16 protein-coding genes are annotated in these 14,940 nt (G+C 72.1%); 10 read left to right on the top strand and 6 right to left on the bottom strand.

Features of this window, described 5'->3' with window-relative positions:
* The first annotated feature begins 62 nt into the window (after positions 1-62).
* Both EV562_RS33095 and EV562_RS33090 read left to right on the top strand, forming a co-directional pair.
* Entirely contained in the window at positions 63-440 is a 378-nt protein-coding gene (locus EV562_RS33095; RefSeq protein ID WP_133890562.1) for an STAS domain-containing protein, read from the top strand.
* Positions 441-637: 197 nt separating this feature from the next.
* Positions 638-1,195, top strand: coding sequence for an ATP-binding protein (locus EV562_RS33090; protein ID WP_133890561.1), 558 nt, complete (start codon positions 638-640; stop codon positions 1,193-1,195).
* Positions 1,196-1,428: 233 nt separating this feature from the next.
* Here the strand turns inward: EV562_RS33090 and EV562_RS33085 are convergent, their stop codons facing one another.
* Entirely contained in the window at positions 1,429-2,925 is a 1,497-nt protein-coding gene (locus EV562_RS33085; RefSeq protein WP_133890560.1) for an MFS transporter, read from the bottom strand.
* Between the two features lie 576 nt (positions 2,926-3,501).
* Here EV562_RS33085 and EV562_RS33080 point away from each other — a divergent pair.
* Both EV562_RS33080 and draK read left to right on the top strand, forming a co-directional pair.
* Positions 3,502-4,179: a response regulator transcription factor gene (locus EV562_RS33080; RefSeq protein ID WP_019329973.1), complete on the top strand. Its 678-nt coding sequence runs from the start codon at positions 3,502-3,504 to the stop codon at positions 4,177-4,179.
* 35 nt (positions 4,180-4,214) lie between these two features.
* Positions 4,215-5,489, top strand: coding sequence for a two-component system sensor histidine kinase DraK (gene draK / locus EV562_RS33075; protein ID WP_133890559.1), 1,275 nt, complete (start codon positions 4,215-4,217; stop codon positions 5,487-5,489).
* A 29-nt stretch (positions 5,490-5,518) separates the two neighbouring features.
* Here the strand turns inward: draK and EV562_RS33070 are convergent, their stop codons facing one another.
* Positions 5,519-6,094: a GtrA family protein gene (locus EV562_RS33070; protein ID WP_133890558.1), complete on the bottom strand. Its 576-nt coding sequence runs from the start codon at positions 6,092-6,094 to the stop codon at positions 5,519-5,521.
* Between the two features lie 187 nt (positions 6,095-6,281).
* On the opposite strand from EV562_RS33070, the gene EV562_RS33065 reads away from it, so the two are divergent.
* Genes EV562_RS33065 through EV562_RS33055 form a run of 3 tightly spaced genes read left to right on the top strand, consistent with a single transcriptional unit; the run spans position 6,282 to position 9,144 of the window.
* Complete coding sequence (locus EV562_RS33065) at positions 6,282-7,421, top strand: 5-(carboxyamino)imidazole ribonucleotide synthase (protein WP_133890557.1); 1,140 nt, start codon at positions 6,282-6,284, stop codon at positions 7,419-7,421.
* Complete coding sequence (gene purE, locus EV562_RS33060) at positions 7,418-7,960, top strand: 5-(carboxyamino)imidazole ribonucleotide mutase (RefSeq protein WP_133890556.1); 543 nt, start codon at positions 7,418-7,420, stop codon at positions 7,958-7,960. Before EV562_RS33065 ends, purE begins: the two co-directional genes overlap by 4 nt.
* A gap of 5 nt (positions 7,961-7,965) precedes the next feature.
* The gene (locus EV562_RS33055; RefSeq protein WP_133890555.1) at positions 7,966-9,144 is read left to right on the top strand and encodes a dipeptidase; all 1,179 of its coding nucleotides are present in this window, start codon (positions 7,966-7,968) and stop codon (positions 9,142-9,144) included.
* On the opposite strand, the gene EV562_RS33050 is transcribed toward EV562_RS33055, so the two are convergent.
* Positions 9,093-10,235, bottom strand: coding sequence for an alkene reductase (locus EV562_RS33050; RefSeq protein WP_133890554.1), 1,143 nt, complete (start codon positions 10,233-10,235; stop codon positions 9,093-9,095). The two genes, EV562_RS33055 and EV562_RS33050, sit on opposite strands and share 52 nt — an antisense overlap.
* A 53-nt stretch (positions 10,236-10,288) precedes the next feature.
* On the opposite strand from EV562_RS33050, the gene EV562_RS33045 reads away from it, so the two are divergent.
* Both EV562_RS33045 and EV562_RS33040 read left to right on the top strand, forming a co-directional pair.
* Positions 10,289-10,645, top strand: a complete 357-nt coding sequence (locus tag EV562_RS33045; protein ID WP_133890553.1) for a MerR family transcriptional regulator — start codon at positions 10,289-10,291, stop codon at positions 10,643-10,645.
* Between the two features lie 93 nt (positions 10,646-10,738).
* On the top strand, positions 10,739-11,869 hold the full coding sequence (locus EV562_RS33040; protein WP_133890552.1) for a dipeptidase: 1,131 nt from the start codon (positions 10,739-10,741) through the stop codon (positions 11,867-11,869).
* 27 nt (positions 11,870-11,896) lie between these two features.
* Here EV562_RS33040 and EV562_RS33035 read toward each other — a convergent pair whose 3' ends face one another.
* Both EV562_RS33035 and EV562_RS33030 read right to left on the bottom strand, forming a co-directional pair.
* Positions 11,897-12,286, bottom strand: a complete 390-nt coding sequence (locus tag EV562_RS33035) for a VOC family protein (protein WP_133890551.1) — start codon at positions 12,284-12,286, stop codon at positions 11,897-11,899.
* Positions 12,287-12,350: 64 nt separating this feature from the next.
* Positions 12,351-12,710, bottom strand: a complete 360-nt coding sequence (locus tag EV562_RS33030; RefSeq protein ID WP_133890550.1) for a VOC family protein — start codon at positions 12,708-12,710, stop codon at positions 12,351-12,353.
* A gap of 112 nt (positions 12,711-12,822) precedes the next feature.
* Between EV562_RS33030 and EV562_RS33025 the strand changes: the two genes are divergently transcribed.
* A complete protein-coding gene (locus EV562_RS33025) occupies positions 12,823-13,329 on the top strand; it encodes a CGNR zinc finger domain-containing protein (protein ID WP_133890549.1) in 507 nt (168 codons plus the stop codon).
* A 145-nt stretch (positions 13,330-13,474) separates the two neighbouring features.
* Here the strand turns inward: EV562_RS33025 and EV562_RS33020 are convergent, their stop codons facing one another.
* Positions 13,475-14,818, bottom strand: coding sequence for a UDP-glucose/GDP-mannose dehydrogenase family protein (locus EV562_RS33020; RefSeq protein ID WP_133890548.1), 1,344 nt, complete (start codon positions 14,816-14,818; stop codon positions 13,475-13,477).
* Positions 14,819-14,940: the final 122 nt, after the last annotated feature.

Here is a 14,940-nt window from a genome sequence, read left to right as displayed (position 1 = left end):
GGTGGGAAGGCGTAGTGTTCGAGGGCGTCAGTAAGCAGTCACGACCTCGGGAGAGAAACGGCATGGACCGCGGGACGGTCGGCAGTGCCCAGTCGGGCCGGCTGCTGGTCGAGGTACGGGAAGAGGGCCCCAGTGCCGTCGTGACCCCGGCGGGTGAGCTGGATCACCACACCGCCGATCTGTTGCGGGAGCCGCTGGAGGACTGTCTCACCAAGGGATTCAACCGGCTCGTCGTGGACTGCTCACGCCTGGAGTTCTGCGACTCCACGGGGCTCAACGTCCTGCTCGGCGCGCGGTTGAAGGCGGAGGCCGCGGGGGGCGGAGTGCATTTGGTGGCCATGCAGCCGGTAGTGGCGCGCGTGTTCGAGATCACGGGGGCCGAAGCGGTCTTCACCCTGCACGACACGCTTGCGGCCGCCCTGGCCGCCGAGACCGGCTGAGCCGGTCCTTGTCCGGCCGACGGAGGGGTGCGTGTGCTTCCCGGGGCGGGCGTTTTCACGCCGCACCGGGATTCGTGCCGAATACAGGGGTGTTCGTACGGTCCGGTCGGGCAGGAGAGTCCCTGAACCGGCTGTGGACGACTTTGCTGTCCGCAACTTTGAAACGTGAACTGGTGAATCGGTGAGGTGAAGCGCTGATGAGCACCACCCGGCCCTACTCGCCGGGCGACCGCGGTCCGGAGCCCAGTGGCGCTTCCGGGGCGTCCGCGCCCGCGTCGGTGCCTTCCTCCGGCGTCCCCGGGGCTGCCGGGGCGGCGTCCGGCTCCGAGCCAGGCGGTGGCGGCGGGCGGCAGGCCCGCAGACTGAGCTTCGAGGACGCGAGCGGGGTCGTCCCGCTGGCCCGTGACTTCACCCGCGAGGCGCTGTACGTCTGGGGATGGCTGCCGTCCGCCACCGCGGACCAGCGTGCCGCCGCGGAGGACGTGCTGCTGGTGGTGTCCGAGCTGGTCACCAACGCCTGCCTGCATGCCGAGGGGCCGGACGAGCTGTGGATCACCTGCGAGAAGAAGGTGATCCGGGTGGAGGTCTCCGACCGCGGTACGGGGCAGCCGGCGCCGCGGACCCCGCACCGCGCCGGGCGCCCGGGCGGCCACGGGATGTTCATCGTGGAGCGGCTGTGCCTGGACTGGGGCGTCGTGCGGACGCCGGGGGTCGCGGGCAAGCGGGTCTGGGCGGAGCTGGGCGCGCCGGCGTAACCGGCGGCCTTCCGCCTGTTCCCGCCCGCCCGCCCGTCCCGGTAGGCCAGGAGATCCCCACCCGTTCCCGTGACCGTCTCCGTGGCCGGTGTTCCCGCGGCCGTCTCGGTGGTCGCGCTCGCGCAGGCGGCGCTCGCCGCGCCGGCCGCCGAGGTTCGCTCCACACGTGCGGAGGGGCGCCCCGTCCGCCCGGGACGAGGTGCCCCTCCGTCAGAGGAAGCCGCGCAGCGGACTCAGCGGACGTCGCCCATGAGTTCCTTGACGCGCTTGCGGTACATCCAGATCGCGATGCCCGCGACCACCGCGAGGGTCGCCTCCGCGGCGACGATGCCCGTCTTGTTGAGGTCGACGCCGGCGATGGAGAGCAGGCCGGTCGTGGCGTCACCGGCGGTGACGGCCAGGAACCAAACGCCCATCATCTGGGACGCGTACTTCACCGGCGCCATCTTCGTGGTGACCGAGAGACCGACCGGGGAGAGCATCAGCTCACCGCAGGTCTGGACGAAGTAGATCGCCACCAGCCACATGGCCGCGGCCTTGTGGCCACCCTCCGCGATGCCCAGCGGGGCCAGGAAGAGGAAGAAGGAGGCACCGACCAGGACCAGACCGCCGCAGAACTTGACGACCGTGCTCGGCTCCTTGCCGCGGCGGGCGAGGGCCAGCCACAGCGTGGCGAAGACCGGGGCGAGGGCCATGATGATGACCGGGTTCACCGACTGGTACCAGGAGACCGGGAAGCTCCAGCCGAAGACGCTGTTGTCGGCCGAGGAGTCGGCGAACAGCGACAGGGTCGAGCCGCCCTGGTCGTAGATCATCCAGAACACGGCCGCGGCGACGAAGAACCAGATGTACGCCGACATCTTCGACTGCTCCGCGCGGTCCAGGGACTTGTCGCGCTTGATGTTGGTCAGCACCAGTACCGGAATGATCACGCCGAGCAGGGTCAGCGGGACCAGGACCCAGTTCAGGGTGTAGTGGCCGGAGAAGCCGACGATGGCGTAGAAGACGACGGCCAGCGCGGCCCAGAAGGCGGCCTTGCGCAGCATCGAGGTCTTCTCCTCGACGGACAGCGGCTTCGGGACCACGCTGGAGTGCGGGTTCAGGTGGCGGCTGCCGATCAGGAACTGGAGGACGCCCAGACCCATGCCGACCGCGGCGAGCGCGAAGCCAAGGTGCCAGTTGACGCTCTCACCGATGGTGCCGATGGTCAGCGGCGCCGCGAAGGCACCGAGGTTGATGCCCATGTAGAAGACGGTGAAGCCACCGTCGCGGCGCGGGTCGTCGGGACCGTCGTAGAGCTGGCCGACCATCGTGGAGATGTTGGCCTTCAGCAGACCCGAGCCGATGGCGACCAGGCCGAGACCCGCGTAGAAGGTGCCGGAGGACGGCAGCGCCAGCGTGAGGTGACCGAGCATGATCACGCCGCCGGCGATGGCGACGGTCTTGCGGGGACCCCAGACGCGGTCGCCGAACCAGCCGCCCGGCATCGTGAGCAGGTACACCAGCGAGAGGTACACCGAGTAGATCGCGGTCGCCGTGCCGGCGCTGAGGCCGAGGCCACCCGGAGCGACGAGGTACAGCGGGAGCAGAGCCCTCATGCCGTAGTAGGAGAACCTCTCCCACATCTCGGTCATGAAGAGTGTGGCCAGTCCGCGGGGGTGGCCGAAGAAGGTCTTCTCGGAGCCGGGGGTGCCCGGGGTGACCGAGTCCTTCGTCAGGCTGGACGCCATGGTCGATCCTTGCTGGTCGGGACGCGCTCATCGAGGCGATGCGCGCCCGGTGGGGGGCGGCCGGCACCGGCGGCCTTCCCCGCCCGTCCCACGCCTGGGGGAGTCCGCTCCGGATTGCGAAGCGCTGGGCGGCGGCCACCGGGATCCACGCCTCTGCGCGCGTCACTGCACGCGGTGAGGCCCGGCCACAGGTCATTCCTTTCATGGCCGGCCGTGGGGGCCGGCCCGCACACGAAAGAGACCTTCAGCGTCGAAACGGCCGCCAAAGGTCCTCTGGGTGCTACAGGCGCTGATTCACCATACGGCAGGACACCGCCCGGTATGGAAGGACTTGAGACACGGATCACAGGCCATGGTGGAACCGCGAACGATCATTCGAAGGTCCATCACAGGATGGCACCCCACAGCCGCAGGCCGGGACGCGGGGTCGCGGGGGCGGGTCGGACGGCGGGCCGGGAGGCGGATGTCCGGCTTGCCCGACAGTGCTCCACAGGCGCCTCACAGGCGGTCCGCGGGCGGGCGGTGCGCGGTGCGATCTTGCCCCGGGCGTTGCTCCGAGCGGTCTACCATCACCTCATGACCCGTGTACTGCTCGCCGAGGACGACGCGTCCATCTCGGAGCCGCTGGCCCGCGCACTGCGCAGGGAAGGGTACGAGGTCGAGGTGCGTGAGGACGGACCCACCGCACTGGACGCGGGACTGCAGGGCGGCATAGACCTGGTCGTGCTGGACCTCGGCCTGCCGGACATGGACGGTCTCGAGGTCGCCCGCCGGCTGCGGTCCGAGGGGCACGCGGTGCCGATCCTGATCCTGACCGCGCGCGCCGACGAGGTGGACACCGTCGTGGGCCTGGACGCGGGCGCCGACGACTACGTCACCAAGCCCTTCCGCCTCGCCGAGCTGCTCGCCCGGGTCCGGGCCCTGCTGCGGCGCGGCGCCGTGGAGCCCCCGCAGCCGCCCGCCACCCACGGCGTGCGCATCGACGTCGAGTCGCACCGCGCCTGGATGGGCGAGGAGGAGCTCCAGCTCACCGCGAAGGAGTTCGACCTGCTGCGGGTGCTGGTGCGCGACGCCGGCCGGGTCGTCACCCGCGACCAGCTGATGCGCGAGGTCTGGGACACCACCTGGTGGTCGTCGACCAAGACCCTCGACATGCACATCTCCTGGCTGCGCAAGAAGCTGGGTGACGACGCGGCCAACCCCCGCTACATCGCCACCGTGCGCGGCGTGGGCTTCCGTTTCGAGAAGAACTGAGCGGGCCCCGAGGGGGGCCTCGCGGGTAAGAGGACATGCGCCGTCGACTGATCCAGTCCACCCTCGCCGTGGTGCTCGTCGTGATCGCCGTGTTCGGCGTCTCCCTCGTCATCGTCGAGACCCGGACCATCAGCAGCACCGCACAGGAACGGGTCGACCTGGAGGCGGTGCGGCTGGCCAGCATCGTGGACAGCCGGCTCATCGGCACCGGCTCGGTGGACGAGGCGTTCCTGCGGGAGCAGATCCGCGACGCCCGGTACGCGGTGATCCGCATCCCCGGCGAGCCGGTCGTCGAGGTCGGCAGCGAGCCCTCCGGCGACGTCCTCCAGGGCAGGGCCACCGGCGAGGAGGGCGAGACGGTCCTCGTCGAGGAGCCCAGGTCCTCGGTGACCCGGGAGATCGGCCGGACCCTGCTGATCATCGGCCTGGTGGCGCTGCTCGCGGTGGTCGCCGCCGTACTGCTGGCGATCCGGCAGGCCAACCGGCTGGCCTCGCCGCTCACCGACCTCGCCGAGACCGCCGAACGCCTCGGCTCCGGGGACCCGCGCCCGAGGCACAAGCGGTACGGCGTCCCCGAGCTGGACCGGGTCGCGGACGTCCTGGACTCCTCGGCCGAGCGCATCGCCCGGATGCTCACCGCCGAGCGCCGCCTGGCCGCCGACGCCTCCCACCAGCTGCGCACGCCGCTGACCGCGCTGTCGATGCGGCTGGAGGAGATCACCCTCACCGACGAACCGGAGACGGTGAAGGAGGAGGCGACGATCGCGCTGTCGCAGGTGGAGCGGCTGACGGACGTCGTCGACCGGCTGCTGACCAACTCCCGCGACCCGCGCAGCGGCTCCGCCGTCACCTTCGAGCTGGACGACGTCATCCAGCAGCAGATCGCGGAGTGGCGGCCGGCCTACCGCGGTGAGGGCCGGGCCATCGTCAGCTCGGGCAAGCGCCATCTGACGGCCGTGGGCACCCCGGGCGCCGTGGCACAGGTGCTGGCCGCGCTGATCGAGAACTCCCTGATGCACGGCGGCGGCACGGTGGCCCTGCGGACCCGGGTGACCGGCAACCAGGCCGTGGTCGAGGTCACCGACGAGGGACCGGGCGTCCCCGGCGACCTGGGGGCGCGGATCTTCGAGCGGGCGATCAGCGGACGCAACTCCACCGGCATCGGCCTCGCCGTCGCCCGTGACCTGGCCGAGGCCGACGGCGGCCGCCTGGAGCTCCTCCAGGGGCGCCCGCCGGTCTTCGGGCTGTTCCTGTCCCGTACGGCGCCGTCGAAGAAGGCCGCCGGGGACCAGGACCAGACGGTGCGCTGAGGGCGACGCGGAGGGTGGGACGGAGCCGGTCAGCGGTGGACGGCGGGAGCCTCGTCCGCGCGGGGGACCGCGGTCGGGCGCCCGGGCTCCAGGAGAGCCTGAGCCGGCGTCGCGGCCGGTTCACGGGCGGGCAGCGCGCGGAAGACCCAGCTGCGGTACGACCAGAAGCGGAACAGGGTGCCGATCCCGATGCCGAGGAACTTGAAGATGTTGCTCTGCAGCGGGCTGTCCCAGCCGAAACCGTACGTCGCCGTGTAGAGCACGCCGTTCTCGATCACCAGCCCGACGGCGCTGAACAGCAGGAACAGCGACATCTCGCGGGTCCGGCCGCTCTTGTCGCGGTCGCGGTAGGTGAAGTACCGGAAGCCCACGTAGTTGAAGGCGATGGCGACGACCGTGGCGATGATGCTGGCCCGCACGACCTGGAGGTCGCTCACCTGCCGCACGAAGTTGAAGACGAGGAGGTTGACCAGCACTCCCGCGCCGCCCACGGCGCCGAATTTCGCGACCTCGCGCACGAGCCGGTGGACCCGCCCCCGCACCCCGGCACGGGGCGCCCGGGGCGCCGAGGGAGCCGTCTGAGCACCCGAGGAACCATGTTCCATGGTCGTGCAGGCCCCCGTCCGTCGGTTGGCGTCAATCCGTTCATGCTAACCACCCGGACGCGCGATCTTCCTGCGGACGGACCCCCCGGAGCCCGAAAGGACAGCGGGAGGGCCCGGAAAGAGGGGGGAGCGGGGCCGGAAACGGCCGGTAAACAGGTGGGCTCCGCGCGGCCGATACGCTAGGGGTGTGACGTTCCCCGTAGTCGGTATGGTCGGCGGCGGCCAGCTCGCTCGTATGACACACGAGGCGGGCATCCCGCTCGGCATCAGGTTCAAGCTCCTCAGTGACACTCCCCAGGACTCCGCTGCGCAGGTCGTGAACGAAGTCGTCGTCGGCGACTATCGCGATCTGGACACGTTGCGCGAGTTCGCGCGCGGCTGTGACGTGATCACCTTCGATCACGAACACGTGCCGACCGAGCACCTCGAGGCCCTGGAGGCGGACGGCATCCCCGTGCGTCCCGGACCGGAGGCGCTCGTGCACGCCCAGGACAAGGGCGTGATGCGCGCGAAGCTCGTCGCGATCGGCGTGCCCTGCCCGCGGCACCGGATCGTGAGCGATCCGGCCGACGTGGCCGCCTTCGCCGCGGAGGGCGACGGATTCCCCGTCGTCCTCAAGACGGTGCGTGGCGGGTACGACGGCAAGGGCGTGTGGGTCGTGGACTCCGCGGAGGAGGCCGCCGAGCCCTTCCGCGCGGGTGTGCCCGTGCTGGCGGAGGAGAAGGTCGACTTCGTCCGCGAGCTGGCCGCCAACGTGGTCCGTTCCCCGCACGGCCAGGCGGTGGCCTACCCCGTCGTCGAGTCCCAGCAGGTCAAGGGCGTCTGCGACACGGTGATCGCCCCCGCCCCCGACCTCGACGAGGCGCTGGCCCTGCGCGCCGAGGAGATGGCGCTCGGCATCGCCAAGGAGCTGGGCGTCGTCGGCCACCTCGCCGTCGAGCTGTTCCAGACCCGCGACGGACGCGTCCTCGTCAACGAACTGGCGATGCGCCCGCACAACTCCGGCCACTGGACCATGGACGGCGCGATCACCTCGCAGTTCGCCAACCACGTCCGCGCGGTCCTCGACCTCCCCCTCGGCGACCCGCGCCCGCGCGCGAAGTGGACCGTGATGGTCAACGTCCTGGGCGGCGACTTCCCGGACATGTACTCCGCGTACCTGCACTGCATGGCCCGCGACCCCCAGCTGAAGATCCACATGTACGGCAAGGACGTGAAGCCCGGCCGCAAGGTCGGCCACGTCAACACCTACGGCGACGACCTGGACGACGTGCTGGAGCGCGCCCGTCACGCTGCCGGCTACCTGAGAGGGACGATCACCGAATGAGCCAGGCCAGCCCGGTCAGCCCGGTCGTAGGCATCGTCATGGGGTCGGACTCCGACTGGCCCGTCATGGAGGCCGCCGCCAAGGCACTCGACGAGTTCGAGATCCCCTACGAGGTCGACGTCGTCTCCGCGCACCGCATGCCGCACGAGATGATCGCGTACGGCGAGCAGGCCGCCGGCCGCGGGCTGAAGGCGATCGTCGCCGGGGCCGGGGGCGCCGCCCACCTGCCCGGCATGCTCGCCTCCGTCACCCCGCTGCCGGTCATCGGCGTCCCGGTGCCGCTGAAGTACCTGGACGGCATGGACAGCCTCCTGTCCATCGTGCAGATGCCGGCCGGCGTCCCCGTCGCCACCGTCTCCGTCGGCGGCGCCCGCAACGCCGGACTGCTGGCCGCCCGCATCCTCGCCGCGCACGACGAGGACCTGCTCGGCCGGATGCGCGAGTTCCAGCAGGAGCTGAACGACCAGGCGACCGAGAAGGGCAAGCGGCTGCGCAACAAGGTCGCGGGCTCGGCGGCCGGCTTCGGCTTCGGGAAGTGAGCCCGATGACGTCCCTGGACCGGGCCCGCGAGCTGCTGCGCGAGTTCCCCGTCGTCGACGGCCACAACGACCTGCCCTGGGCGCTGCGCGAGCAGGTCCGCTACGACCTCGACGCCCGTGACATCGCCGCCGACCAGTCGGCCCACCTGCACACCGACCTGGCCCGGCTGCGGTCCGGCGGCGTCGGCGCCCAGTACTGGTCGGTGTACGTCCGCTCCGACCTGCCGGGCGCGGTGACGGCGACGCTGGAGCAGATCGACTGCGTCCGGCGGCTGATCGACCGCCACCCCGGCGAGCTGCGGGCCGCGCTGACCGCCGCCGACATGGAGGCCGCCCGCGCCGAGGGCCGTATCGCCTCCCTCATGGGCGCCGAGGGCGGCCACTCCATCGACAACTCGCTGGCCACCCTCCGCGCGCTGTACGCGCTCGGCGTGCGCTACATGACGCTCACCCACAACGACAACGTCGCGTGGGCGGACTCGGCGACCGACGAGCCCGCCGTCGGCGGACTGTCGGCCTTCGGCCGCGAGGTCGTGCGGGAGATGAACCGCGAGGGCATGCTCGTCGACCTCTCGCACGTCGCCGCGACGACGATGCGCGCCGCGCTGGACACCTCCACCGCGCCGGTGATCTTCTCGCACTCCTCCTCCCGCGCGGTGTGCGACCACCCGCGCAACATCCCGGACGACGTCCTGGAGCGGCTGCCCGCCAACGGCGGCGTGGCGATGGTGACGTTCGTGCCCAAGTTCGTGCTCCAGGCCGCCGTGGACTGGACGGCCGAGGCCGACGAGAACATGCGCGCGCACGGCTTCCACCACCTCGACTCCGGCCCCGAGGCGATGAAGGTGCACGCCGCCTTCGAGGAGCGCGTCCCGCGTCCCGTCGCCACCGTGTCCACGGTCGCCGACCACCTCGACCACATGCGCGAGGTCGCCGGCGTCGACCACATCGGCATCGGCGGCGACTACGACGGCACGCCCTTCACCCCGGACGGTCTCAGCGACGTCTCCGGGTACCCCAACCTGATCGCCGAGCTGCTCGACCGCGGCTGGTCCCAGGCCGACCTGGCCAAGCTGACCTGGAAGAACGCGGTCCGCGTCCTCGACGCCGCCGAGGAGGTGGCCCGGAGCCTTCAGGCCACCCGGGGGCCGTCCAACGCCTCGCTGGAGGAGCTCGACGGCTGAGCCGCGGAGTCTTCCAGGGCGGGGTAGTCGGTGTATCCGGTCGCCCCGCCCACGTACATCAGGTACCGGCCGCGCACCGGATTCAGCGGTGCCCCGAGCCGCAGCCGCGCCACCAGATCGGGGTTGGCGAGGAAGGGCCGGCCGAGCGCGATCAGGTCGGCCCCGGCGGCCAGCAGCCGTTCGGCGGCGCGGTGCACGGCGTCCGTCGAGGGGGACTCGTCCAGCACCGGGTTGGCGATCAGCACGCCGGGCCACCCGGCGCGGAGCCTGCCGAAGAGCGGAGCGTCCGGGTCTGCGTGCACCAGGTGCAGGTAGGCGAGCCCCAGCCCGCCGAGGCGCTCCACCAGGGCCGGGTACAGCTGGTCGGTCTCGCCCTCCGCGATGCCGTTGACGGTGTTGCCCGGGGAGACGCGCAGCCCGACCCGCTCGGCGCCGATCTCCGCGGCGACGGCCTCCACCACCTCGGCCGTGAACCGGATCCGCGCGGTGACGGAGCCGCCGTAGCCGTCGGTGCGCAGGTTGGTGTTGGCGGACAGGAACTGGTGCAGCAGGTGTCCGTTGGCGGAGTGCACCTCCACCCCCTCGAAGCCGGCGTCGAGCGCGTTGCGGGCGGCCCGGGCGAAGTCGGCGACGGTGGTGCGGACGTCCTCGGTGCTCATCTCCCTGGGCACGACGGCCGGCCGGTGCCCGCCGGGGGTGAAGATCGTCTCGGGCAGCGGCACCGGTGAGGGCGCGACGGGCGTCAGCCCGCTGGTCGCCGGATGCCCCACCCGGCCGCCGTGCTGGAGCTGGAGGAACATCCGCCCGCCGGCCTCCCGCACGGCCTCGGTGACCCGCCGCCAGCCCGCCACGTGCCGGGCACGGTGCACGGCGGCGATGTTCGGGTACGTCTGCCCGACCGCGTTCGGCGTCGCGGCCTCGGCGATGATCAGCCCGGCGGTGGCGCGCTGGGCGTAGTAGGTGGCCATGAGCGGCGTCGGGGTGCCGTCGGCCTCGGCACGGTTGCGGGTGAGCGGAGCCATCACGAGACGGTTGGGAAGCGTGAGCGGACCGAGCGGGGCGGACGCGAAGAGCGCTGTGGTGTTCGACATGTCCGTACGCTAGAACCTGACACTGATGTCAGATTCAAGCCCGGAGGTGCTCCATGCGGATCGGTGAACTGGCCCGGCGTACGGGCGTCAGCGAACGCTCGCTGCGCTACTACGAGACGCAGGGACTGCTCGTGGCCGAGCGTACGTCCGGCGGGCACCGCGCGTACCCGGAGGCGGCCGTGGACCGGGTCGTTCGGATCCAGGAGCTGTACGCGGCCGGACTGCACAGCGGCAAGATCGCCGAGTTGCTGCCCTGCATGCGGGACGGGGACGGCGGCCCCTCGGCCGTCGCCACGCCGAAGCTGGTCGCGGACCTCGCCGCCGAGCGCGCCCGCATCGACCGCATGATCACCGACCTGCTCCGTTCCCGGGACACCCTCGACGAGGTGATCGACGCGGCCAGGGGCTGAGCCGGGTACCCCCGAACGCCCCACCCACCAGGAAGCCCGTGACGCTCCGTGCGACGGTGGCCGTATCTCACGACGACCGTACGGAGCACCGCCATGGCAGATCTCCAGGACGACCTGCACGCCGGTACCGAGGCCGGTGGGCTCGACGAGCTGCCCGTGCCGCTCGCCGCGGAGGCCTTTGGGCCGGAGCCCTACGCGCCCGTGTCCGATCCCGACGACGAGCCGCTCACCCGGGCCCGGGCCGTGCTGGCCGCCCACCCCGTCGCCGACGGCTGCAACGGGCTGGCCTCGGTGCTGGGACGCCTGCCCTGGTACGACCTGGAACTGGGCGAGAGCGCCGTCGACACCGACGTGCCGCGGCTGCGCGAGGGGCACGTGGGCGCGCTGCTGTGGTCCCTGCACCTGCCCGAGTCCGTCGCCGGGGACCGTGCGGTCGGCGCCACCCTGGAGCAGCTCGACCTGGTCAAGACGGTCGTGCGGGCCCACCCCGAGGGGCTGCGCCTGGCGTACGACGCCGGCCAGGCCATCGACGCCCGCAACTGCGGACGGATCGCCGTGCTGCCCGGCCCCGCGGGTGCCGCCGCTCTCGGTGACCGCCTCGGCATCCTGCGCTCCCTGCACGCCCTCGGCCTGCGCGCGCTGACGCTGTCCGGGGTGAGCTGGGCGGGCGAGGCGGGGCTGACCCGGTTCGGCGAGGAGGTGGTCCGTGAGATGAACCGCCTCGGTGTCGTCGCCGACCTCTCCGGCGCCTCCGCCGAGACCGTCCGCCGTACCTTCGCGGTGTCCAAGGCGCCGGCGCTGTGCACCCGTTCCGCCGCCCGCGCCCTGCGCCCGCACCCCGCCAACCTCCCCGACGACCTGCTGGTGGAGCTGGGGGCGGCCGGCGGCCTGTGCATGGTGCCGCTGACCGCCGAGCAGACCGGCCCCACCGTCCGGGACGTCGCCGACCACCTCGACCACGTCCGCACGGTGGCCGGCCCGCAGAGCGTCGGCCTGTCCGGCACCTTCGACACCGGCACCGCGCACCCGCTGGAGCTGGGCGACCCCTCCGGCTACCCCCGGCTCATCGCGGAACTGCTCCGCCGCGGCTGGGACGAGGCGGACGTGGCCCTGCTGACCTGGGGCAACGTCCAGCGCGTCCTGCGCGCCGCGGCCTTCACCGCGAAGGCGGCCCAGCTCCGCCGCGAGCCGTCCACGGCGACCATCACCGACCTGGACGGCTGAGCCCGCGCGCGGGCGCCGGCAGGGTGCTCAGTGCTCGATCCGGCACAGGCAGAACGGATGCCCCGCCGGATCGGCGTACACCATGAAGTCCTTCTTCTCCCGGTCCTCCAGGTCGAGCGGCCGAGCCCCCAGCGCCAGCACCCGCTCGTGCGCCGCGTCCATCTCCGCCCAGGTCGCCCCTCCGTCGAAATCGAGGTGGAACTGCTGGGCGTTGCGGTCGGAGCGGGGCCACTCGGGCGGGGTCAGGTCCGGTGCCCGCTGGAAGGACAGGCGCGGGCCATCGGGCACCTGCAGCACCACCCACTCCGGGTCCGTCTCCTCTGGCGTGCCGCCACCGACCGCCGCGTAGAAGCGGGCCAGCTCACGGGGCTCGGGGCAGTCGACGACGACGGAACGGAAACGCGCCACGGGTGCCATGCGGAGGTACCTCCCGGGAGACGGCGAACCGGCGCTCGGCGGGCGCGGGCGTGGAGACCGGCGCTCAGCAGGCGCAGAGGCAGAACGGGTGCCCGGCCGGGTCGGCGTAAACCCGGAAGGTTCGCGTGCGGGCCTCCGCGTCCAGCGGACGCGCGCCCAGCTGCAGCACCGCCTTCTCGGCCGCGTCCAGGTCCGCGACGGTGAGGTCGAGGTGGAACTGCTGCGAGTCGTCGGGCGCGGGCCACTTCGGCGGTACGAACCCCGGGGCGGCCTGGAACGCCAGCGCCCGCCCGTCCGGCAGTTGCAGGTCGACCCAGTCGCCCTCGCCCTCGACGGTGCCGCCGAGGACGCCGGCGTAGAAGCGGGCCAGTGCGCGGGGATCGGGACAGTCCAGGACGACGACGCCCAGTTCGGCGACAGCCATGACTTCCTCCTTGAAGCACGCGGTCGGTGTTACCGGCACGCTGTTACCGGCATTGTGCGGGTAACCGGTAACGGTTACTGCATGCTGCCGCATAGGCGGTAACGTCGCAAGCATGAGTGAGCGATCGCCCGCGCCCGGCGGCCTGGCGCTGGTCGAGACCCTGGTGAACACGGTCGATCTCGAGACGGGCGCCGACTCGCTGGACACGGAGGAGGGCCGGGCGCGTCTCGGCCTGACGGAGGGCGAGGTGCCCGCTGCCCGTGAGCTGCGCGAGTCCCTGCGGGCGACCCTGCTCGCCCACGCCGGTCACCGGCCGCACCGCGCGGTGACCCCGCTGGGCGAGCTGCTGGCCGCCGTCCCGCTGGTCGTCACCGTCGACCCGGCCGACGGCTCCGCCGCCCTCGCCCCCGCCCGCGGCGGTTCGCTCCCCGCGCGGGTCGCCGCGGCCGTCGCCGAGGCCCTGGTGGCCGGCACCTGGAGCCGTTTCAAGGCGTGCGAGGCTTCCGACTGCCACTGGGCGTACTACGACCGCAGCCCGGCCGGGCGCGGCCGCTGGTGCTCCATGCAGGTGTGCGGGGCCCGCGCCAAGATGCGCCGGTACCGGGCCAAGGAGTCGTAAACGACGCCCGCTTCACCGGCCGCGGGGCCGCGCCGTGCGGCAGAATGCGGACGGCGCCGGTTCGGCCGACTGAGCCTCGGCCGAACCGGCGTCCTCCGTGCCGGACGGCGTCCTCCCTGCCCTGCCCTGCCCTGCCGTGTCGTCGTCAGGCGGTGGGGCGGCCCATCGCCCGGTACGTCCAGCCGGCCTTGCGCCACAGCGTCGGGTCCAGGGCGTTGCGCCCGTCCAGGATCACCCGGGACGACGCCGCCTCGCCCAGCACCTCCGGGTCCAGCTCGCGGAACTCCCGCCACTCGGTGAGGTGCAGCACGACGTCCGCACCCCGCACCGCCTCCAGCGCCGAGTCGGCGTACCCGAGGGTCGGGAAGAGCCGCCGGGCGTTGTCCATGCCCTTGGGGTCGTACACGGTCACCTGGGCGCCCTGGAGGTGCACCTGTCCGGCGACGTTCAGCGCGGGGGAGTCCCGTACGTCGTCCGAGTCGGGCTTGAAGGTGGCGCCGAGCACCGCGATCCGCTTGCCGAGGAGGGGGCCGCCGCCCAGCGCCTGCCGGGTCAGCTCGACCATCTGGCCGCGCTGGCGCATGTTGATGGAGTCGATCTCGCGCAGGAAGGTCAGCGCCTGGTCGGCGCCCAGCTCACCGGCGCGGGCCATGAAGGCGCGGATGTCCTTGGGCAGGCAGCCGCCGCCGAAGCCGATCCCGGCCCGCAGGAACTTCCGCCCGATCCGGTCGTCGTACCCGATGGCCTCCGCCAGCTTGGCGACGTCGCCGTCGGCGGCCTCGCAGACCTCCGCCATCGCGTTGATGAAGGAGATCTTGGTGGCGAGGAAGGAGTTCGCCGACGTCTTCACCAGCTCGGCCGTCGGGAAGTCGGTGACGACGAACGGCGACCCCTCCGCGATCGGCGTGGCGTACACCTCGCGCAGCAGCTTCTCGGCCCGTTCGCTGCGCACACCGACCACGATCCGGTCAGGGCGCAGCGTGTCCTGCACGGCGAAGCCCTCGCGCAGGAACTCCGGGTTCCAGGCCAGCTCGGCCTCGTGGCCGGCCGGCGCGTGCTCGGCCAGGTAGGCGGCCAGCCGGTCGGCGGAGCCCACCGGCACGGTCGACTTGCCCACGACCAGCGCGGGTCCGGTCAGATGCGGGGCGAGCGAGGCCAGCGCGGAGTCGACGTACGACATGTCGCAGGCGTACTCGCCGTGCTTCTGCGGGGTGTTCACGCACAGGAAGTGCACGTCGCCGAAGGCCGCGGCCTCGGCGAAGTCGGTGGTGAAGCGCAGCCGTCCGCTGGAGCCCTCGATCCCCGCGACGTGCTTGCCCAGCAGCTCCTCCAGACCGGGCTCGTACATCGGGACCTGGCCGCGCTGGAGCATCTCGATCTTCTCGGGCACCACGTCCAGCCCCAGCACCTCGAAACCGAGCTCGGCCATGGCCGCCGCGTGGGTGGCGCCGAGATAGCCGGTACCGATCACGGTGATCTTCAGGGCCATGGGTGCTCCAGAGGTGTACGGCACGGTTGCGCGCCCGAGCATAACCGGGACGCGGGAAAAGCCTTTCCGTCGGCTGTCGTCAAGCTCACCTATCCACGGACGCGGGAGGCCTCTAAAATTTG

The sequence above is a fragment of the Streptomyces sp. BK208 genome (assembly GCF_004364245.1).
Classification (GTDB): Bacteria; Actinomycetota; Actinomycetes; order Streptomycetales; family Streptomycetaceae; genus Streptomyces.
Note: the sequence above shows the minus strand (reverse complement) of the source record. Positions and strands in the feature narration are given on the sequence as shown.

Coding starts and splice junctions, on each gene's coding strand:
- EV562_RS33095 (WP_133890562.1), top strand. CDS start 63: ATGGACCGCGGGACGGTCGGCAGTGCCCAGTCGGGCCGGCTGCTGGTC.
- purE (WP_133890556.1), top strand. CDS start 7,418: ATGAGCCAGGCCAGCCCGGTCAGCCCGGTCGTAGGCATCGTCATGGGG.
- EV562_RS33090 (WP_133890561.1), top strand. CDS start 638: ATGAGCACCACCCGGCCCTACTCGCCGGGCGACCGCGGTCCGGAGCCC.
- EV562_RS33030 (WP_133890550.1), bottom strand. CDS start 12,710: ATGGCTGTCGCCGAACTGGGCGTCGTCGTCCTGGACTGTCCCGATCCC.
- EV562_RS33080 (WP_019329973.1), top strand. CDS start 3,502: ATGACCCGTGTACTGCTCGCCGAGGACGACGCGTCCATCTCGGAGCCG.
- EV562_RS33020 (WP_133890548.1), bottom strand. CDS start 14,818: ATGGCCCTGAAGATCACCGTGATCGGTACCGGCTATCTCGGCGCCACC.
- EV562_RS33055 (WP_133890555.1), top strand. CDS start 7,966: ATGACGTCCCTGGACCGGGCCCGCGAGCTGCTGCGCGAGTTCCCCGTC.
- draK (WP_133890559.1), top strand. CDS start 4,215: ATGCGCCGTCGACTGATCCAGTCCACCCTCGCCGTGGTGCTCGTCGTG.
- EV562_RS33050 (WP_133890554.1), bottom strand. CDS start 10,235: ATGTCGAACACCACAGCGCTCTTCGCGTCCGCCCCGCTCGGTCCGCTC.
- EV562_RS33085 (WP_133890560.1), bottom strand. CDS start 2,925: ATGGCGTCCAGCCTGACGAAGGACTCGGTCACCCCGGGCACCCCCGGC.
- EV562_RS33025 (WP_133890549.1), top strand. CDS start 12,823: ATGAGTGAGCGATCGCCCGCGCCCGGCGGCCTGGCGCTGGTCGAGACC.
- EV562_RS33035 (WP_133890551.1), bottom strand. CDS start 12,286: ATGGCACCCGTGGCGCGTTTCCGTTCCGTCGTCGTCGACTGCCCCGAG.
- EV562_RS33070 (WP_133890558.1), bottom strand. CDS start 6,094: ATGGAACATGGTTCCTCGGGTGCTCAGACGGCTCCCTCGGCGCCCCGG.
- EV562_RS33045 (WP_133890553.1), top strand. CDS start 10,289: ATGCGGATCGGTGAACTGGCCCGGCGTACGGGCGTCAGCGAACGCTCG.
- EV562_RS33040 (WP_133890552.1), top strand. CDS start 10,739: ATGGCAGATCTCCAGGACGACCTGCACGCCGGTACCGAGGCCGGTGGG.